At 72.1% G+C, this 19,974-nt stretch carries 11 protein-coding genes and 1 tRNA gene; 8 read left to right on the forward strand and 4 right to left on the reverse strand.

The window, feature by feature from the left end; all coding sequences use genetic code 11:
* Window positions 1-120: 120 nt before the first annotated feature.
* Complete coding sequence (locus EDF23_RS10265; protein WP_165901094.1) at window positions 121-3,276, forward strand: UrvD/REP family ATP-dependent DNA helicase; 3,156 nt, start codon at window positions 121-123, stop codon at window positions 3,274-3,276.
* Window positions 3,273-6,548 carry an ATP-dependent DNA helicase gene (locus EDF23_RS10270; RefSeq protein WP_243648881.1) on the forward strand — a complete coding sequence of 1,092 codons (3,276 nt, stop codon included), beginning with the start codon at window positions 3,273-3,275 and terminating at the stop codon, window positions 6,546-6,548. The genes EDF23_RS10265 and EDF23_RS10270 overlap by 4 nt, the downstream gene beginning before the upstream one ends.
* Before the next feature lie 375 nt (window positions 6,549-6,923).
* Here EDF23_RS10270 and EDF23_RS10275 read toward each other — a convergent pair whose 3' ends face one another.
* Entirely contained in the window at window positions 6,924-7,922 is a 999-nt protein-coding gene (locus EDF23_RS10275) for a phosphotransferase (RefSeq protein WP_123294087.1), read from the reverse strand.
* Window positions 7,923-8,051: 129 nt separating this feature from the next.
* On the opposite strand from EDF23_RS10275, the gene nudC reads away from it, so the two are divergent.
* Complete coding sequence (gene nudC / locus EDF23_RS10280) at window positions 8,052-8,987, forward strand: NAD(+) diphosphatase (RefSeq protein WP_111085001.1); 936 nt, start codon at window positions 8,052-8,054, stop codon at window positions 8,985-8,987.
* On the forward strand, window positions 8,984-10,780 hold the full coding sequence (locus tag EDF23_RS10285) for an ATP-dependent helicase (RefSeq protein ID WP_243648882.1): 1,797 nt from the start codon (window positions 8,984-8,986) through the stop codon (window positions 10,778-10,780). Before nudC ends, EDF23_RS10285 begins: the two co-directional genes overlap by 4 nt.
* Here the strand turns inward: EDF23_RS10285 and EDF23_RS10290 are convergent.
* Together EDF23_RS10290 and EDF23_RS10295 are read right to left on the reverse strand one after the other, a co-directional pair.
* The gene (locus EDF23_RS10290; RefSeq protein ID WP_131921596.1) at window positions 10,671-11,528 is read right to left on the reverse strand and encodes a hypothetical protein; all 858 of its coding nucleotides are present in this window, start codon (window positions 11,526-11,528) and stop codon (window positions 10,671-10,673) included. The genes EDF23_RS10285 and EDF23_RS10290 overlap by 110 nt on opposite strands.
* A 75-nt stretch (window positions 11,529-11,603) precedes the next feature.
* On the reverse strand, window positions 11,604-13,040 hold the full coding sequence (locus EDF23_RS10295) for a zinc-dependent metalloprotease (RefSeq protein WP_131921597.1): 1,437 nt from the start codon (window positions 13,038-13,040) through the stop codon (window positions 11,604-11,606).
* Between the two features lie 127 nt (window positions 13,041-13,167).
* Between EDF23_RS10295 and EDF23_RS10300 the strand changes: the two genes are divergently transcribed.
* The 4 genes from EDF23_RS10300 to EDF23_RS10315 all read left to right on the forward strand — a co-directional run bounded on the left by EDF23_RS10300 (window position 13,168) and on the right by EDF23_RS10315 (window position 18,567).
* Entirely contained in the window at window positions 13,168-14,277 is a 1,110-nt protein-coding gene (locus EDF23_RS10300) for a S16 family serine protease (RefSeq protein WP_243648883.1), read from the forward strand.
* A gap of 165 nt (window positions 14,278-14,442) precedes the next feature.
* Window positions 14,443-17,412 carry a UPF0182 family protein gene (locus EDF23_RS10305; protein ID WP_173169512.1) on the forward strand — a complete coding sequence of 990 codons (2,970 nt, stop codon included), beginning with the start codon at window positions 14,443-14,445 and terminating at the stop codon, window positions 17,410-17,412.
* 63 nt (window positions 17,413-17,475) lie between these two features.
* A tRNA-Met gene (locus EDF23_RS10310) sits at window positions 17,476-17,552 on the forward strand.
* Between the two features lie 100 nt (window positions 17,553-17,652).
* Window positions 17,653-18,567 carry a carbon-nitrogen hydrolase family protein gene (locus tag EDF23_RS10315; protein WP_131921599.1) on the forward strand — a complete coding sequence of 305 codons (915 nt, stop codon included), beginning with the start codon at window positions 17,653-17,655 and terminating at the stop codon, window positions 18,565-18,567.
* Window positions 18,568-18,621: 54 nt separating this feature from the next.
* On the opposite strand, the gene EDF23_RS10320 is transcribed toward EDF23_RS10315, so the two are convergent.
* On the reverse strand, window positions 18,622-19,824 hold the full coding sequence (locus EDF23_RS10320) for an aminotransferase class I/II-fold pyridoxal phosphate-dependent enzyme (protein WP_131921600.1): 1,203 nt from the start codon (window positions 19,822-19,824) through the stop codon (window positions 18,622-18,624).
* Between the last annotated feature and the right edge of the window lie 150 nt (window positions 19,825-19,974).

The following is a 19,974-nucleotide window of genomic DNA, read 5'->3' on the forward strand; positions in this document are numbered from 1 at the left end:
GCGTATCCGAGCGGTCCCGGAGGACATCGGACGTTCGCCGCGGGCGCACTCTGCGGCCAGGGTGCGCGCCGCGCCCGCGTCGGGCCGGGTGGTGTCGGCGGTCGTGGGTACCGTACGAGCGTGCCGCAGACCACGCTGACGCCAGCCCCCGCAGACGTCGGCGTCGCACGCGCCCTGGCCGACGACCCGTCCCAGACCGCCGTGCTCGCGCTGCCCGACGGCCGGCACGCGGCGGTCATCGGCGCTCCCGGCACGGGCAAGACGACCACGCTCGCCCGGCTCGTCGCCGACCGGTTGCGCCGACCGGACGCGATCAGCCCCGACGGGCACGCCACCGTGCTCGCGCTGACCTCGTCGCGGACCGCTGCCACCGCCCTGCGTGACCGCCTCGCCGCCGCCGTCGACCGCGTGGTGCCCGGAGCCCTCGCCCGGACCGTGAACTCGTTGGCCTTCCAGATCGTCGCGCACGCCGCCGCGGTCCAGGCGCAGGAAGCGCCCACGCTGCTGACCGGTGGCGAGCAGGACCGCATCATCGCCGACCTGCTCGCCGGTCACGAGCTCGACGGCACCGGTCCGGACTGGCCCGAACCCATCACCGCGGTGGTGCGCGAGCGCGCCGGGTTCCGGACCGCGCTGCGCGACGTCATGATGCGTGCGGTCGCGGCGGGCGTCGAGCCCGAGGACATGCGCGAGCTCGGCGACGAGGGCGGTCGACCCGAGTGGCGGGCCGTCGGTGACTTCGTCGACGAGTACCGCGCCTCGGTCACCGCGTTCCGCGCGACCAGCCTCGACTCCGGTGAGCTCGTCGCGTTCGCCACCGCGGCCGTGCTGCGCGGGGAACTCCCGGCGAGCATCGCCGCCCTCGGACTCATCGTGGTCGACGACACCCAGGAACTCGTCGAGGGCGAGGTGGCACTGCTCGGTGCGCTCGCACGGTCCGGCGTGCAGGTCGTCGCGTTCGGCGACCCGGACATCGCCGCTTCGGCGTTCCGCGGGGCCGAACCGGACGTGCTCGGGCGCCTGGCCGTGCGGCTCGGCGTGGACCGCGTCGACGAACTCATCCTCGGCACCGTGCACCGGTACCCCGCGCCGATCCGGTCGTTGGTCTCCGGGATCACGGGGCGCATCGGGACGGCAGCGGCCGGCCGGCAGCGCGCGGCGACGGCGAGTGACGAGGACGCCCGAGCCGACGCCGTCGTGCACCTCGAGGCAGCGAGCCGGTCGGCGCTGCTCGTCGCCGTCGCCCGACGGCTCCGCGAGCACCGCCTGCTCGACGGTGTGCCGTGGCACCGGATGGCCGTCGTCACCCGCAGCGGCGCCGCGATCCCCGAGCTCGTGCGTGCGCTCTCGGTGGCCGAGGTCCCCGCGACCGCCGGTGCCGCGCCCGTCCGCCCCCGTGACGACTCGGCGGCGCGGGCACTGCTCGACGCCGCGGCGGTCGCCCTCGGGGTCCTGCCCCTCGACGCCGCCCTGGCCACGGCGTTCGCCACCGGGCCGCTCGGCGGCCTCGACACCCTGGCGATGCGCCGGCTGCGGCTCGCCCTGCGGCGCGAAGAGCTCGCCGGCGACGGCACCCGCACGGCCGACGAACTCCTGATCGACGCGCTCGGTGCCCCGGAGCGTCTGGCCACGGTCGACGCGGGCTTCGCCAGACGGGCGACCCGACTCGCGCGCAGTCTGGTGCAGGCACACGCCGACGCCGAGGCCGGATCGAGCATCGAGGAGATCCTCTGGGGCTTGTGGGAGCGCAGCGGCCTCGCGAAGTCGTGGGGCGGCCAGTCCGCAGCCGGCGGGGTCGGAGCCGGCGAAGCGGACCGGCACCTCGACGCCGTCGTCGGCCTGTTCACCGCCGCCAAGCGGTTCGTCGAGCGCACCCCGGACGCCCCGGCCCGGGTGTTCGTCGACGACCTGCTCGGCGCCGACCTGCCCGAGGACTCCATCGGCCCCGACCGCACCGCCGGCCGGGTCCGGGTGCTCACCCCCTCGGCGACGATCGGACTCGAGTGCGACGTCGTCGTGGTGCTCGGACTGCAGGACGGCGTGTGGCCGAACACCCGGGTGCGCGGCAGTCTGCTCGACCCGGACGGCCTGGTCCGTGCGGCGTCGGGGGCCGAGCGTTCGCCGATCGACGACCGCGCCGCGGTGGTCGCCGACGAACTCCGCTTGTTCGCCCGCGCCGTCTCCCGCGCGACCACGCAGGTCGTGATCGGCACCGTCGCCAACGACGACGAGTCCCCGTCGGCGTTCGTCCGCCTGGTGCCGGTGCCGCCGGACCGGCAGCCGACCGTGCACCCGCTGTCCCTGCGCGGACTGGCCGGGTCCCTGCGACGTCGGGTCGTCCTGTCCGGCGACCACGAGGCCGCCTCGGCGTTGGCCCGGTTGGCCGAGGCCGAGGTCCCCGGGGCCGCACCGGACGACTGGTACGGCCTCGCCGAGCCCACCACCGACGAGCCGCTGGTCGACCTCGACGCCGAGCCGGTGCCCGAGGTCAAGGGCGGCGAACCCGTCGCCCCGACGGTGTCCGTCTCGCCGTCGCGCATCGGCACGTTCGAGGAGTGCCCGGTGCACTGGTTCGTGCAGACCTTCGGCGGCGGTGCGCCGAGTCCGGCGATGGGGATCGGCACGATCGTGCACGAGGCGATGGAGCACGCGACCGAGATCGACGTCGAGTCGCTGTGGGAGCGGGTCGAGGCCCGGTGGGACGAACTGACCTTCGAGTCGCCGTGGGTGGCCGATCGGGAACGCGCGCGCACCCGCCGCATGATCGAGGGGCTCAGCGACTACCTGCGGACCTTCGCGGGCGCCGGCCGCCGGTTGCTCGGCGCCGAGACCTCGTTCGCCCTGGTCACCGGCCCCGCCCGGATGCGCGGCAGCATCGACCGCATCGAGGTCGACCCCGAGGGCCGTGTCAGCGTCGTGGACCTCAAGACCGGACGCTCGATGCCGAGCGAGAAGAACGACATGCCGGAGCACCCGCAGCTCGGCGCGTACCAGCTGGCGATCGAGGACGGCGCGGTCGAGGGCGTTCCGGCCAGCTCGCCCATGACGGACGCCCGACTCGTGTTCGTGCAGAACCCCCGCGGCGGGCAGGCCTACTCGGAGCGCACCCAGCACGCGTTCGACGCCGAGGCGCGCGACGCCTACCGGGAGCGCCTGCACGGGGTCGCGCGCGGCATGGCCGGACGGACCTTCCTGGCGAACGTGGACGACCACTGCGAGAAGGCCCGGACCGGCGTCGAGTGCCGCATCCACGTGGTCTCGGAGGTGACCTGGTGACCGACACGACCGACACGACCGACACGACCGACGCGACGGGCTCGACGGGCACGACGGACGTCCTCGTTGCGCCTGTGGTCCGGCACGGCGCCGACGCCATCGCCGACGCCCTCGGCCGCCCCCGCCCGACCGCACAGCAGCGCGCCGTCATCGAGTCCCCGCTCACCCCCGCCCTGGTCGTCGCCGGAGCCGGCAGCGGCAAGACCGAGACGATGGCGTCGCGGGTGGTCTGGCTGCTCGCGAACGGCATGGTCCGCCCCGACGAGGTCCTCGGCCTGACCTTCACCCGCAAGGCCGCCGGCGAGCTCTCGGTGCGCATCAACGACCGCATCCGTGCGCTCGAGGACGTCGGCCTGATCACCCCGGGCGACGCCTTCGAAGCGCCCACCGTGTCGACCTACAACGCGTTCGCGAACGCCGTCTTCCGCGAGAACGCCCTGCTCGTCGGCCGCGACGGCGAGTCCCAGGTCCTGACCGAACCGTCCGCCTGGCAGCTGGCCCGCCGGGTCGTGGTGGCCGCGCGTGACGACCGACTGGCCGGACTCGACCGCGACGTCGACACCCTCACCGCGGCCGTCGTGGCGCTCGCCGGGGCCACGTCCGAGCACCTCGTCGAACCCGAGGACCTCCGCCGGTTCGCCGTCGAGTTCTCCGACCTGCTCGAACTGCCCGGCAACCGTGGCAAGCCGTACAAGGCGATCACCGACGCCGTCGCGGCGATCGGTGCGCTGGAGCCCCTGGCCGACCTGGTCGCGGAGTTCCGGCGGCAGAAGGTCGACCGCGGCTTCGTCGAGTTCTCCGACCAGATCGCCCTGGCGCTCGCCGCGGCCGAGTCCGCGCCGCGGGTGGTCACGGACCTGCGGCAGCGGTTCGGCGTCGTGCTGCTCGACGAGTACCAGGACACCTCGGTGGTGCAGACCCGGTTCCTCGCCCGGCTGTTCCGCGGGCACTCGGTGATGGCCGTGGGCGACCCGCACCAGTCGATCTACGGGTTCCGCGGTGCGAGCGCCGCGAACCTCGCACGCTTCCCGCACGACTTCGGCGGCACCGAGCCGGATGCGGTCCGGCCCGTGACGTTCGCGCTGTCGACGAGCTGGCGGAACCCGGTCGACGTCCTCGCGGGGGCGAACGCGATCGTGGCGCCGCTGTCCGAGGCATCCGAGGTCGACGTCGAGCGCCTGTCACCGCGACCCGGTGCGGACGCCGGGACGGTCCGGGCGGTGTTCCCGGAGACCCTGCCGGAAGAGGCCGACGAGGTCGCCGCCTGGTTCCAGGGCCACCGGAAGCGGAACCCGACCGGGTCGATGGCCCTGCTGCTCCGTGCCCGCAAGGACCTGGCGTCGTTCACCGCGGCGCTCGGAGCGCGTGCTGTGCCCTTCCACGTGCTCGGCACCGGCGGTCTGCTCCAGCGCCCCGAGATCGTGGACCTGGTCGCGTGCCTGCGGGTGCTGCACGACCCGGCTGCCGGCAACGACCTCATCCGGTTGCTCGCGGGTGCCCGGTGGCGGGTGGGCGCGGCGGACGTCGTCGCCCTGCACCACCTCGCGCGGTGGCTGTTCCAGCGCGACCACACGCAGCAGCGGCTCGACGACGAGCTGACGGCGGCGTTCCGCGCCTCGGTGGCTGCGGGGGAGCACGGTTCGATCGTCGACGCCCTGGACTTCGTGGCGACCGCACCGGACGAGCACGGCGCGCTCGAGGGCATCACGCCCGCCGGCCGCAGCCGGATGCGGGCGCTGGGCACGCAGCTCGCGATGCTGCGGTCGCGGGCCGGCAGCGACCTGGTCGACTTCGTGACGCTCGTGGTGCAGGAGATGCGCCTCGACATCGAGGTCGCGGCGCACGAGCAGGGCAGCGGGGCGTACCTCGACGCCTTCATCGACGAGCTCGCCGGGTTCGTGTCCACCGACGACCGTGCCGACCTCGGGTCGTTCCTGGGGTGGATCGACGCAGCCGCCCGTCGTGACGACATGGGCCCGCGCTCGGAGGAACCCGAAGCCGGCACGGTCCAGATCCTGACGATCCACGGGTCGAAGGGCCTCGAGTGGGACGCCGTCGCGGTGCCGCGCATGGTCGAGGGCGGACTGCCCGCCCGGCCGCAGGAGGGCTCGTCCGGGTGGCTCGGCTTCGGCCGGTTGCCGTACGAGTTCCGGGGGGACGGCGCCGAGCTGCCGAGCCTGGCGTGGCGCGGGCAGGAGACCCAGAAGGACGTCACGACCGCGATCGACGCCTTCAAGGAGCAGGTGAAGGCCCGCAACGAGGACGAGGAACGCCGACTCACGTACGTCGCGCTGACCCGTGCCCGCCACGACCTGCTCGTGTCCGGTTCGTTCTGGGCCGGCGGCGTGCGCCCCACCGAGCCGAGCCGGTACCTGCACGACCTGGTCGAGGCCGGGGTCGTCGACGGCACCGCGATCCCGGAGACCACCGTGCACGACGAGAACCCCCTCGGCGAGGACGGCGCACAGCAGCTCTGGCCGCACGTGCCGTTCGGGCAGCGGGCGCCCCGGGTGCTGGCGGCGGCCGAGCGGGTCCGGAACGCCAACCCCGGTGCCTCCGGCCGGTACGCGGCCGACATCGACCTGCTGCTCGCCGAACGACGCGCGACCCGGAACGCGAAGCACGCGGTCGTGGTCCCGCACCGCGTGCCGGCCTCCGGCTTCAAGGACTACCTGACCGAGCCGGACAAGGTGGCCGAACGCCTGCGGCGGCCGATGCCGGAGCGTCCGTACCGAGCGACCCGGCTCGGCACGCTCTTCCACCAGTGGGTGGAGCAGCGTGCCCGGACGGGCGGGTCGCTCGAGACCCTCGACGTGTGGGGCGACGAGCTCGACCTCGACGCCGACGACCTGGTCGACGCCTCGCCGGACGCCGTGGTCACGGACGACGACGCCCGACGACTGGCCGACTTCCAGGCCACCTTCGCCCGCTCACGGTGGGCCGGCCGCACGCCGGTCGAGGTCGAGCGGGAGATCCACATCCCGTTCCTCGGGCACAGCGTCGTCTGCAAGCTCGACGCCGTCTACGAGATCGACGGGCGTGCCGAGGTCGTCGACTGGAAGACGGGCAAGGCACCGTCCGGTGCCGACGACCTGGCCCGACGGACGCTGCAGCTCGCCCTGTACCGGGTGGCCTACGCCGAGTTCACCGGTCGACCGCTCAACCAGGTCGACGCCGTGTTCTACTTCGTCGCGGACGACCTCGAGGTGCGTCCGACCGAGCTGCTGGACCGTGCTGGACTCGAGCGCGCCTGGACGGCCGCGATCGGCTGACGGACGAGGGGTCGCGACACCCCTCGGCGTGCACGGCGACCGGTCACAGGCCGTCAGTGCGCGGCTCGACGGCCGACGGCTCGTGGCCGGTCGGTGCTCGGAGGGCGGGGAGCCGTGACCGCTCGGGGCCGGACGCGGGCGGGGAGCGCGCCGCGCCCGGCCGGCCACCCGGGAGGCCCGGTGCCGGTCTCGCGGACCGGCACCGGGCCTCCAGGCAGTCGCGCCCACCGCCCAGCGCGACCACCGCTGGTCACGACAGCCCGTCGGCGGCTGCCGACTGGTCGTGGACGGTCGCTCGAACGCGGGGCGGACGACGTTGCGTGACCGCTCGGCAGAAGTGAGCGCGGCGCAGAAGCCGGAACGTCGGAGCGGAGGTCAGCCGTGTCGGCGTTCGGTCGACGACAGCAACTGCTCGACCTCGCCGATCTCCATCGTCTCGGGGGACACCGACTGCAGCGGCTCCGCGCTCGGCGCGTGCACCGCGTCGACCAGCCGGTGCATCATCGCGACCGCGTCGTCGACGACCTCGGTGCTCTTCGCCTGGACGCCGTGCAGCAGCCAGTGCGCCGTCTCGAGTTCGTGGTGCACCCGGGCGCGCTGTGCGAGCTGACGGTCGCGTCCGCCGCCGTTCGCCTCGTAGGCGCTCAGGACGGTGTCGAAGGCGTCGCGTCGGCCGGCGAGCACCCAGGCGAGGTCCTTCGCCGGGTCGCCGAGTCGGAGCTCGCCCCAGTCGAGGATCCCGCTGACGGCATCGCCGTCGACGAGCAGCACGCCGGTGCCGATCGATCCGTGCACGACGGTGGGGGTGAACTGCCACAGCTGCTGGTCGCGCGCGGCGCCCTCCCACCGTTCGACCAGGGCGGCGGGCACGAGCTTGGTGGCGACGGCGCGGTCCATCACGGACACGGCGGAGCGCAGCACCTCGAACGGGGTGAGCGACGGCAGGCCGGCGTCCGAGACGAAGCTCGTCGGCAGCTGGTGGATCGCGGCGAGGGCGCGGCCGACGCTCGTGGCGAGCTCGGGGCGCTCGGCGAACGACGCGAGCGTCGGGTGCGCGCCCGGCAGCCGGGTGGTGACGATGGCGCGGGTCGATCCGATCGGCGCCTGACCGCGGTACTCGGCCACACCGAACGGGAGGCGCGTGCGGATCCCGGCGCTCAGCGCACGGATCGCGACGAGGTCGGCCGACTGCCGGGCTTCCGCCCGCTGGTTCCGGGGTCGTCGGATGACCGTCAGGGCACCGTCGGCGTCGCGGAGGAGAGCCGACTCGTAGTCGCCGGCCGCGGCCGAGCCGAGCGTGCGCGTGCCCGTGACGACGAGACCGGGCACGGCCGTCGTCGCCAACGCGGCTAGAGTGAACTGGGATCCCGCCATGCCCCTCAGGGTAGGTGCGTGACGCCTGCACCGGTGCACGCCACGCTGTTCCCGAAGCCTTCCCAGTACGCCTTGCCGCACGCCCCGCCCGCAGGCCTCGCCTGCACCCGAACCGAGGAGCCCTCTGCCGTGACCGTCGAGTTCGCCTCCCGGCTCCCGCTGTCCCGCAACGAACTCGACCGCGACGCCGAGTTCCGCACGACGCCGGACCTCGACCGGGTCCTGCGCGAGGACTCCGCGACCCGGTACCTGCCGGTGCACGGCTCGGAGATGCTCCGGAACGCCGACGGAACCCTGCGGTTCGTGACCGCGGCCGACGTGCCGGACGGCACCGTGACGCTGTACCTCGGCCGCGCCGTGTCCGACGCTGCCGACGCCCCCGCCGGCACCCGCTTCGTCGCGGCCCTCGTCGACGACGCCACCGCGTCGGCCATCGAACCGTCCGACGACGCGTGGGAGAGCCTGCGCATGTTCGGCACCGAGCTGTCCCCGCGCGACCAGGGCCTGGCGGTCGAGGCCGTGGCGATGGCGAACTGGCACGCCGTCCACGGCTTCTCGCCCCGCACCGGGTCCGCGACCGACGTCGTCACCGGCGGGTGGGTGCGCCGCGACCCTGAAGGACACGAGCACTTCCCGCGTACCGACGCCGCGATCATCGTCGGTGTCGTCGACGCCGACGACCGCATCCTGCTCGGCTCGAACGCCGCGTGGGACGCCGACCGCTACTCGCTGCTCGCCGGGTTCGTCGAACCGGGGGAGTCGCTCGAGGACGCCGTCCGCCGCGAGGTCTTCGAGGAGTCCGGCGTGCACGTCGAGGAGCCCGAGTACCTCGGCTCGCAGCCGTGGCCGTTCCCCGCGTCGCTGATGGTCGGCTTCCGTGCCCGCGCGGTGGACGGCGACCCGTCCACCGCTCGGCCCGACGGCGTCGAGATCCTCGACGTGCGCTGGTTCTCGCGCGAGGACATCCGGGAGCGCGCGGGGGACACCCTGCTGCTGCCGGGTCGGACCTCGATCGCCCGCGCCATCATCGAGGAGTGGTACGGCGGGCCGCTGGACCTGCCGTGAGCAGTGCTGGTGGTGGGCCGGTGCCGGCTGGCGCTGGTCCGGGCGGTGCAGGCGGTTCGGCCGGTTCGGCCGAGGTCCGTCCGCCGTCGCCCGATGAACTCCTCGCCGCTCTCGACACCGAGCAGCGCACCGTCGCCCGGACCCTGCTCGGCCCCGTCGCGGTCCTGGCGGGCGCCGGCACCGGCAAGACCCGTGCGATCACCCACCGCATCGCCTACGGCGTCGCGACCGGCACCTACGCACCGAACCACGTCCTCGCGCTGACGTTCACCACCCGCGCCGCCGGGGAGCTGCGGTCGCGACTCCGCTCGCTCGGCGCCGGCACGGTGCAGGCGCGCACCTTCCACGCTGCGGCGATGGCGCAGCTCAGCTACTTCTGGCCGGACACCGTCGGCGGGCACGCGCCGAAGATCGTCGAGTCCAAGGGCCGGATGATCGCGCACGCCGCGGACACCGTCGGGATGTCGGTCGACACCCCGGTGCTGCGCGACCTGGCCGCCGAGGTCGAGTGGCGCAAGGTGCAGATGCTCTCGCTCGAGGAGTACGAGGCCGCCGCCGCCGAACGGGTGATGCCGCGCGACACCTCGCCGCGCCGGGTGATCGACCTGATGAAGGCCTACGAGCGCCTGAAGGACGACCGCCGACAGCTCGACTTCGAGGACGTCCTGCTCGCCACGCTCGGCATGGTCGAGTCGGAGCCGCGCGTGGCGTCCTACGTGCGGCAGCAGTACCGGTTCTTCGTCGTCGACGAGTACCAGGACGTCTCGCCCGTGCAGCACGATCTGCTGCGAGCCTGGCTCGGCGGCCGCGACGACCTGTGCGTCGTCGGCGACGCCAGCCAGACGATCTACTCGTTCGCCGGTGCGTCGAGCGACTACCTGCTCGGCTTCGGCTCGGAGTTCCCCCGCGGCTCGGTCGTGCGACTCGAGCGGAACTACCGCTCCACCCGCGAGGTCGTGCACGCAGCCAACGCCCTGATGCGCGGGCAACCGGGCGCGCTCGACCTGGTCGCCCAGACGGACGAGCCCGGGCCCGACCCCGTCGTGGTGCCGTGCGTGCACGACGGCGACGAGGCGCAGACCATCGCCCGACGGATCGCGGAACTCGTCGCCGGCGGAGCGTCGTACGGCGACTGCGCAGTGCTGTTCCGCGTCGGCGCCCAGTCCGCGGCCCTCGAGTCCGCGCTCGGCCGCAACGGCATCCCCTACCGGGTGCAGGGCGGCACGCGCTTCTTCAACCGGCCCGAGGTCAAGCTCGCGGTGCACCACATGCGCGGCGAGGCGATCCGGCAGACCGACGACGAACTGACCCGCCGGGTCCGCCTCGTGCTGCAGGTCAGCGGGTGGACGTCGACCGCCCCCGAGGGCACCGGCGCCGTCCGCGAGCAGTGGGAAGCGCTGCAGGCGATCATGGGCCTGGCCGAGGACGCCCCCGCCGGCACGACCATGCAGCAGTTCACCCAGGACCTGGTGGACCGTGCCGCGACCCACCACGAGCCCGAGGTCGACGCCGTGACCCTGGCGACCCTGCACTCGTCCAAGGGACTCGAGTGGCCGAACGTGGTCATCGCCGGTGCCGCCGAGGGCCTCTTGCCGATCTCGCACGCCACCACCGACACCGAGGTGGACGAGGAACGTCGCCTGTTCTACGTCGGCCTGACCCGCGCCCGGCGGACCGTGACGATCACGTGGTCGAGACAGGGTTCCACGCGTGGGGGAGCCCGCGCTCCGAGTCGGTTCCTGGCAGTGCTCGGCACGCGCACCGCGGATGGAGCGGCACCGACCACCGGCTGACGGCCAGGTCGTCGCGGTCGAACACCACCTGGTCCGGGTCGGCACGTTGCGACCGGAGCGGCAGGCGCTGCACGAGCAGCCGGGTGGCGGCCGCGGCCACCGCGGCGGACCGCCACGGTGACAGCGGCGCCGGTGGTCGTCCCCACAGCTGCGACGCGATCGCGGGCCACGCCGGGTCGTCGTCCACGCGTGCGAACTCCGCGCACTGGAGGCACGGGCCGGCCCCCGGGACCACGAACGGCCCGAGGCGGATGCGGCCGTCGCCCACCACCACCGCCAGGTGCGGCACGCCCCTGCGGGTCCAGGCGGCGCGGAGCGCGGGGTCGACGACGTGGTCGGCGACCACCACGGCGAGCCGGGGTTCGTGCTCCGGCAGGTCGACGGGGCCGCCCCGCGGGGACGAGGTCCGGGCGACGGTCACGCCCTCGCCGGACAGGTGCGCCGCGATCGTGTCCGGCAACCCGCCGGCGCCGTGCACCTCGACCCGTTCGAGCGGTTCGGGCAGGACGTCGATCACGGCGGGGGACGCCGCACCGAGCACGCGCGCGGCGACGTCCGGTGGGCAGCCCGAGGTGACGGCGAGGCCGCTCAGCGCTTCGCGCCCCGTCTCACGCCGCAGGGCACTGAGGAACCGTTCCTCGCCCGTGGTCGGGACGTCGACGACGGCACGAGGCGGATCGACCCCGAGCTGCACCGTCGTCGGGTCGCGCCAGACGAACTCGAGTGTCGGATCGATGCGGATGCCCATGACCCCACGGTGCCCGAGTCGGGGGCACGCGTGGGGCCGGGTGGTGGATCTGTGGAGAACTCGACGGTGCCGGACTCAGCGGGGCTGGTCGCCGGGGCGGTCCTCGTCGGTGCCTGTCTCGTCGGTACCCGTTCCGTCGGTGCCCGGGGCGCCGTCGTCGATCCGGCCGGACTCGTCCTCGTGCGGACGGGCGCCGGTGGCGTCGTTGAGCAGGTCCTCGAGCGCCTTGTCGAACGCGTCGTCCTCCTCGGTCTGCGCGGGGTTCCGCAGACGGGCGACCAGGGCGTCCGGTGCGTCGACGTCGTCGGACGTGGGGACCAGGTCGAAGTGCGACCAGAGTGCGTCACGCTGCTCGGCACCGAGCTCGTCCGTCACCCGCTGCCACATCGCGGCGGCCTCGCGCAGACGGCGGGGTCGCAGTTCGAGGCCGACGAGCGTCGCGAACGCGGACTCGGCGGGTCCTCCGGCTGCACGGCGACGACGGACCATCTCGGCGATGGCACCGCTCTTCGGCAGCCGGACGGTGGCGGCGGCGGTCACCGTGTCGACCCAGCCCTCGACGAGCGCGAGCATGGTCTCGAGTCGTGCCAGCGCAGCGTCCTGCTCGGGCGTGCGCGGCGGGATGAGCGCACCGGAGGCGAGCGCGTCCCGCAGCTGCTCCTGGTTGGTCGGGTCGATGTCCGCGGCGAGCTCCTCGACGCGGTCGAAGGGGATGTGGATGCCCCGTGCGTAGTCCGTGATCGACGAGATGATGTGCAGTCGCAGCCACCGCGCCGAGCGGAAGAGCCGTGCGTGGGCGAGTTCGCGGACCGCCAGGTAGATGCGGACCTCGTCCTCGGAGACGTCGAGTCCCTCGGCGAACTCGGCCACGTTCTGCGGCAGGAGTGCAGCGACCTGCTCGTCCAGCAGCGGGACACCGACGTCGCCGCCGGACACGACCTCCTTCGACAGCTGGCCGACGACCTGGCCGAGCTGGATGGCGAAGAGGGCACCGCCGACGCCGCGCATCGCCTTCGAGACGTCGCCGAGCATCGCCTTGAGTTCTTCGGGAGCACGCTGGTCGATGGCCTCGGTCAGTGCATCGGCGATGCTGAACGCGACGGGCTCGGCGATCTGTGTCCACACCGGCACCGTCGCCTTCGCCCACTGCTCCCGCGTGTACAGGCTCGGGGTGGCGGTGAGCTCGGCCACGGTCGTGACCTCGTCCAACCAGAGGGCGGCGACCTGGAACGCCTGGTCGGCCGCCTGCGAGGCCACCGGGTCGACGGCGTGGCCGCCCTCGCGGGCGATCGCGGTGGCGCGCTCGGCGGTCGCGGAGAAGTCGATGCCGTCGCCGCTGGACTGCGCGGCACGCTGCAGCTGGCTCATCAGGTTCGCGACGAAGGCCGGGTCGTTCGGCAGGCCGGCCGCACCGGCGAGCTGCGACGGGTCGATCTGGCCCTCGCCCGAGAGCAGCTTGCGCAGCATCTCCTGGAAGTCGTCGTCCGGCCCCGGCTGTGGTTCATCAGGCATGCCGACTACGCTAATCGCTGCTCACGGGGCCGCACCTGGGATGCCCCCGTGGGAACGCCCGAACCGCTGCGCCGAGGGCGAACAGTCCCGCCGTCAGGCCCGGCGACCGCCCCTGGAAGGACCCCGCGTGACCCTCTTCACCCCCGCGCCCCGTCGTCGTTCGCGTGCCAGGACCGTCGGGTGGTCGTTCGTGATCGGTGCCGTCGTGCTGGGGATCCTGGCGAGCGTGCTGCCGAGCCCGTACCTGATCGAGGTCCCCGGACCGGTCTACAACACCATCGGGACCCAGAAGCAGGGGACGGGCAAGGACGCGAAGGACGTCAAGCTGATCCAGGTCTCCGGGCACGAGACCTACCCCACCGCCGGTGCGCTCGACATGCTGACGGTCGGCATCCAGGGCGACGCGACGAACCGTCCGTCGTGGACCAGCGTCGTCCGGGCGATCTTCACGAAGTCCGAGGCCGTGATCCCGGTCGAGGCGATCTACCCGACCGGCACGACGACCGAGCAGGTGAACCAGCAGGACTCCGCCGACATGCAGGCGTCGCAGCAGTCCGCGGTGGCCGCAGCACTAATCCAGCAGGGGAACGACCTGCCGACCGAACTCGAGGTCGGTACCGTGCAGCCGGGCTCGGCTGCCGACGGTCCGATCGAGAAGGGCGACGTCATCACGGCCTTCGACGGCACCCCGCTCACGACGAACGCCGACGCCACCTCGCTGCGCGAGCTCGTCGCGAAGCACGGCACGTCGACCCCGGCCACCGTCACCATCGAGCGCGACGGTGCGACGAAGGACGTCCGGGTGACCCCGCGCGACGAGCAGGGCACCGCGCTCCTGGGCGTCGGCGTCACGGAGAAGTACGACTTCCCGTTCGACGTCTCGATCAAGCTGCAGGACGTCGGTGGACCCTCGGCCGGCATGATGTTCGCGCTCGGGATCATCGACGAGATCACACCAGGCAAGCTCAACGGCGGCAAGCACGTCGCGGGGACGGGCACGATCACCGCCGACGGCGAGGTCGGAGCCATCGGCGGCATCCGGCAGAAGCTCTACGGCGCGCGGGAAGCGGGGGCGACGGTGTTCCTCGCCCCGGCCGACAACTGCGGCGAGGTCGTCGGGCACGTGCCGGACGGGCTCGACGTCTACAAGGTGTCGACGCTCGACCAGGCCGTCACCGACCTGCAGACCATCGCCGACGGGAAGAGCACCGCGAAGCTCGCCCGCTGCGGTTCCTGACCGGGTTCCTGAGTCCTCGCACAGTTTCACAGTCCGCCCGGTCCAATAGGATCAGTGAACTGACGGCCCGCCGCGAGCCGGGCCCGCCGGTCCGACACGTCTGGAGCACATCAAGTGACGACAACCTCGTCCACCTCGGGGCGGCGTTCGCCGCGGGTCCCGATCGTGGTCACGATCATCGTGCTGGCCGCACTGGTGATCGGCTTCTTCATCTTCGCCAGCCTGTACACCGACTACGCGTGGTTCGCGCAGCTCGGGTTCCAGCAGGTCCTCACGACGCGGTGGATCGCAGGGACCCTGATGTTCCTCGCGGGCTTCCTGGGAATGGCGATCCCGGTCTTCCTGAGCATCGGACTGGCCTTCCGGTACCGCCCGGTCTACGCGAAGCTCAACTCGCAGCTGGACCGGTACCAGCAGGTCATCGAACCGCTGCGCCGCGCCGTCATGATCGGCATCCCGGTGGTGCTCGGCATCTTCGCCGGGCTGTCGACCTCGGGGCGCTGGAGCATGGTGCTCGAGTACTTCAACCGGACCCCGTTCGGCAAGACGGACCCTCAGTTCGGCCTGGACATCGGCTTCTACGTCTTCGAGCTGCCGTTCTGGCGCTCGATCGTGGCGTACTCGTCGGCCGTGGTGCTGATCGCGGGGCTCGCCGCCCTCGCCGCCTGCTACCTGTACGGCGCGCTGCGCTTCGGGGGACGTGAAGTCCGGATCTCCCGAGCAGCGCGCATCCAGCTCGCCGTCACCGCTGCGCTCTACATCGCGCTGCAGGCCGTGAGCCTGTGGCTCGACCAGTACGCGGCGCTCACCAAGTCGAACTCGCTCATCACCGGTGCCCAGTACACCGAGGTCAACGCGGTCATCCCGGGTCGCGAGATCATGGCGGGCATCGCGGCGATCGTCGCGATCCTGTTCATCGTCACCGCGGTCATCGGCCGCTGGCGCATCTCGATCGTCGGCACCGGCCTGCTGCTCGTCGCCGCGATCGTCATCGGGGGCATCTACCCCTGGATCGTCCAGCGCCTGCAGGTCAAGCCCTCGGAGCGTACCTACGAGTCCGCGTACATCGAGCGGAACATCAAGGCCACGCGTGACGCCTACGGTGTGTCCGACGTCAAGGAACAGAACTACGACGCCACGACCGAGGCCAGCTCCGGCGCCCTCGCGCAGGACGCCCAGACGACGGCGAACATCCGCCTCATCGACCCGAAGATCGTCTCTGACACCTTCAGCCAGCTGCAGCAGTACCGGCAGTACTACCAGTTCCCGGACGAGCTCGACGTCGACCGGTACGACGTCAAGGGCGAGACCGAGGACACCGTCATCGCGGTGCGCGACATCGACCTCGACGGCCTGAGCTCGGCCGCGAACACCCAGTACAACCGGGCGTTCGTGTACACCCACGGCTACGGCGTGACCGCGGCCTTCGGCAACCAGCGCGCGAGCGACGGCAAGCCGGTCTTCCTCGAGTCGGGCATCCCCTCGAACGGTGCGCTGGGTGACTTCCAGCAGCGCGTGTACTTCGGCGAGACCTCGCCGGCGTACTCGATCGTCGGCGCGCCGAAGGGTTCGAAGGACGTCGAGCTCGACTACCCGTCCGGATCCGACGACGACAACGGCGGCAACGCCACCACGACGTACTCCGGCGACGGCGGACCGAGTGTGGGCAACTTCTTCAACCGACTCGTCTACGCGGCGAAGTTCCAGTCGGAGCAGGTCCTGCTGTCGGACGCGGTCAACAAGGACTCGCAGATCCTCTACGACCGCGACCCGATCACGCGTGTCCAGAAGGTCGCGCCGTACCTGACGGTCGACAGTGACGCCTACCCGGCGATCGTCGACCACCGCATCCAGTGGGTCGTCGACGGCTACACGACGAGTGACGCCTACCCGTACTCGCAGAGCCAGAGCCTGTCGGACAGCATCGCCGGTTCGGAGTCCTCGGCGTACCGCACCGACCAGGTCAACTACATCCGCAACTCGGTGAAGGCCACGGTCGACGCCTACACGGGCAAGGTGACCCTCTACGCGTGGGACACCAAGGACCCGGTGCTGAAGACGTGGGAGAAGATCTTCCCGACGTCGGTCAAGTCGGTGTCGAGCATGAGCGCCGAGCTGCTGGACCACGTCCGGTACCCGACGGACCTGTTCAAGGTGCAACGGTCGATCCTCGGCACCTACCACGTCACGAACGCGAACTCGTTCTACTCGGGTGACGACGCGTGGAACACACCACAGGAGCCCACCACCACGGGGTCGACCGACACGGATGCGAGCGCCGCCGACACGTCGACAACCACCAACGCCCTGGGCGCGCAGACGACGACGACCGCGAGCAAGGCGAACTTGCAGGATCCGTACTACCTGACGATGAAGGTGCCGGGCCAGGAGACCGCGTACAACCTGTACACGACCTACATCCCCCAGCAGTCCGCCGGCGCGAACAACCGCAACGTGCTGACCGGCTACCTGGCCGCCGACTCCGACGCGGGAGGTGCGGGCAAGGGCAAGAAGGCGTCGGGCTACGGCAAGCTCACGTTGTTGACGATGCCGAAAACCGACAACATCCCGGGCCCGGCGCAGGTGCAGAACCTGTTCAACTCGGACACCACGGTGTCGCAGGAGCTGAACATCCTGAAGCGCGGCAACTCGACGGTGAAGCAGGGCAACCTGCTCACCCTTCCGGTCGGCGGCGGCTTCCTGTACGTGCAGCCCGTGTACGTGCAGTCGACGTCGAGCGGTTCGTACCCGCTGCTGCAGAAGGTGCTCGTCGCGTTCGGCGACAAGATCGCGTTCGAGGACACCCTCGACGAGGCACTGAACTCGCTGTTCGGCGGTGACTCGGGTGCTGCTGCCGGAGACTCCGATGCCAGTGGTTCGGGGAGCGACTCCGGTTCGTCCGGGTCGGGCTCGTCCGACTCCGGTTCCGACTCGGGCTCCGGGTCGACCGGTGGCTCGACCGGTTCGGGCACCACGGACAACGACGCACTGCAGCAGGCGCTGTCCGACGCGAACGACGCCCTGCAGGACCGTCAGCAGGCCTACGCCGACAACGACCTGGTCGCTGCAGCCGAGGCCGACAAGCGCCTGCAAGAGGCGATCGAGGCCGCGACCGCAGCCGAAGACGGCAGCTGACACGCCGTGGCGGGGCACACGATTTGTGCCCCGCCACGACCGTGTGTAGGCTATTCAATGTGCCGCGGGGTGGAGCAGTTCGGTAGCTCGCTGGGCTCATAACCCAGAGGTCGTAGGTTCAAATCCTGCCCCCGCAACCAAGCGTCACACGAAAGCCCCGGTCCGAAAGGACCGGGGCTTTCCTCGTTCCCGGGCTCCTCCATGCCGGAACGCTCCGCAGTGCGCCGGTACGCTCGGCGGATGGGCACCCTCACGATCGCCGCCGCGCAGTTCGCTCCCGTGGACGACCCGGTGGCCAACCTCGAGACCGTCCGGACCGCGGCAGCCGACGCAGCGGCGCGGGGAGCGGCCCTGCTCGTCACGCCGGAGTACTCGTCGTACTTCACCGCCGACATCGACGACCGGTTCGTCGCCGCAGCGCAGCCGCTCGACGGCCCCTTCGTGTCAGGGCTGCAGGACATCGCCCGCGACACCGGACTCGCGCTCGTCGTCGGGATCGCCGAGACGACCGACGCCGAGACGACCGACGCCGAGAGGACCGACGCAGAGACGACGGAAGCCGCGACGACCGACGCAGCGACCGCGGACGAACCCACGCGCTTCCGCAACACCCTGGTGGCGGTCCTCCCCACCGGCGAGCTCGCGGCGACCTACCGGAAGGTGCACCTCTACGACGCCTTCGGGTCGCGGGAGTCCGACCGCATCGAGTCCGGCGACCCGGAGCAGCTGCCGGTCTTCGAGTTCGCTGGCCTCCGGATCGGGCTCGAGACCTGTTACGACCTGCGCTTCCCCGAGGTCACCCGCCGGCTGGCAGCGCCCGAGCACGGTGCGGCCGACGTCGTCGTGCTGCCGGCCGAGTGGGTGCGCGGCCCCGGCAAGGAGCACCACTGGCGGACCCTGCTCACCGCGCGGGCGATCGAGAACACCGTGTGGGTCGTCGGTGTCGGCCAGACGCCCCCGATCGGCATCGGTGCCTCGGTGGTGCTCGACCCCTCCGGTGTCGCCGTGGCGGCGGCCGGCTCTGCGCCCGGCACGCTCGTCGCGACCGTCGACACCGCTGTGACCGAGGCGGTCCGGCAGGTCAACCCGTCGCTGGCACTCCGCCGGTACGACGTCGCGCTGCGCGCCCGGCCTGGAGGCACGGCTCGCCCCTGACCGGCAGGTCCCGTCCGATCCGTGGTCGCGACTGCGCCGGTGGCGGGATCGGGCTCAGGACGGCGCGTGGAGGCTTGCCAGGCGGCTGGCGGCGTCCTCGAGGACGGAACGCCGCTTGCAGAATGCGAAGCGCACGAGGGACCGGTAGCCCGCGGCGTGCTCCGGCCGGACGAAGGCCGACACCGGTACGCCGACAACCCCGGCCAGGGCGGGCAGTTCGAGGCAGAAGGCCCGCGCATCGTCGTACCCGAGCGGCGCGGTGTCGGCGATCACGAAGTACCCGCCGTCCGGCCGCATGACGTCGAAGCCCGCTGACCGGAGCCCCGAGGCGAGCAGTTCGTGCTTGGTGGCGAGTTCGGCGGCGATCCCGGCGAAGACGGCGTCGGGCAACCGCAGTCCGACGGCGACGGCCGGCTGGAACGGTGCGCCGTTGACGAAGGTCAGGTACTGCTTCACCGTCGTGATCGCGTCGACGAGCGTCGGGGGAGCGGTGAGCCAGCCGATCTTCCAGCCGGTGGTGCTGAAGGTCTTGCCGGCGCTCGAGATCGAGACCGTCCGCTCGGCGGCTCCGGGCAGTGTCGCGATCGGCGTGTGCGGGACGGTGAACGTCAGGTGCTCGTAGACCTCGTCGGTGACGATGAGGGCGTCGTACCGTGTCGCGAGTTCCACGATCGTGCGCAGGACCTCGTCGGGCAGGACCCGGCCGGTCGGGTTGTGCGGCGTGTTGACGAGCACGACGCGAGTGCGGTCGGTGAACGCCGCGCGCAGGGTGTCCTCGTCCGGCAGGAAGTCCGGAGCAGTGAGGGGCACGGTGACGTGGGTGCCGCCGGCGAGCCGGACGAGCGCACCGTAGGCGTCGTAGAACGGTTCGAACGTGATGACCTCGTCGCCCGGTTCGACCAGGGCGAGGAGCGTCGCGGCGAGGGCTTCGGTGGCGCCGGCGGTGACCAGGACCTGCCGGTCAGGATCGACCTCGAGGCCGTACCACCGCTGCTGGTGTTCGGCCACGGCGGTGCGGAGGTCGACCGTCCCGCGTCCGGGCGGGTACTGGTTGACGCCGTCCCGGATGGCGCGGACCGCGGCTTCGAGCACCTCGGCGGGGCCGTCCTGGTCGGGGAAGCCCTGCCCGAGGTTGATCGCGCCGGTGCTCGCGGCGAGGGCGCTCATCTCGGCGAAGACGGTGGGCGCGGGGACGCCGTCGGGTCCCAGGAGCATCGCTCCCTCGGCTGCTCGCAACCAGGGTCCTGCCTGCCGCATGTGGTTCCCTCCGGTGACGGCGACGACGTGTCGCGCTGAACGGACCCCAACCTAGCTGGCCGTCCGACGGCGATCCGGGGACGGACCCACAGCCCACGCATAAGATCGGCAGAGGATGCTTCCAGCGTCGCCAGAAGCACCGCTCAGGTG

Origin of the sequence: Curtobacterium sp. PhB128 (assembly GCF_004340725.1) — a bacterium.
GTDB lineage: Bacteria > Actinomycetota > Actinomycetes > Actinomycetales > Microbacteriaceae > Curtobacterium.

Excerpts from the sequence above, each read along its gene's own strand:
- EDF23_RS10275 (WP_123294087.1), bottom strand. The coding sequence starts at position 7,922 with ATGGCGGGATCCCAGTTCACTCTAGCCGCGTTGGCGACGACGGCCGTG.
- EDF23_RS10315 (WP_131921599.1), top strand. The coding sequence starts at position 17,653 with ATGGGCACCCTCACGATCGCCGCCGCGCAGTTCGCTCCCGTGGACGAC.
- EDF23_RS10320 (WP_131921600.1), bottom strand. The coding sequence starts at position 19,824 with ATGCGGCAGGCAGGACCCTGGTTGCGAGCAGCCGAGGGAGCGATGCTC.
- EDF23_RS10290 (WP_131921596.1), bottom strand. The coding sequence starts at position 11,528 with ATGGGCATCCGCATCGATCCGACACTCGAGTTCGTCTGGCGCGACCCG.
- EDF23_RS10295 (WP_131921597.1), bottom strand. The coding sequence starts at position 13,040 with ATGCCTGATGAACCACAGCCGGGGCCGGACGACGACTTCCAGGAGATG.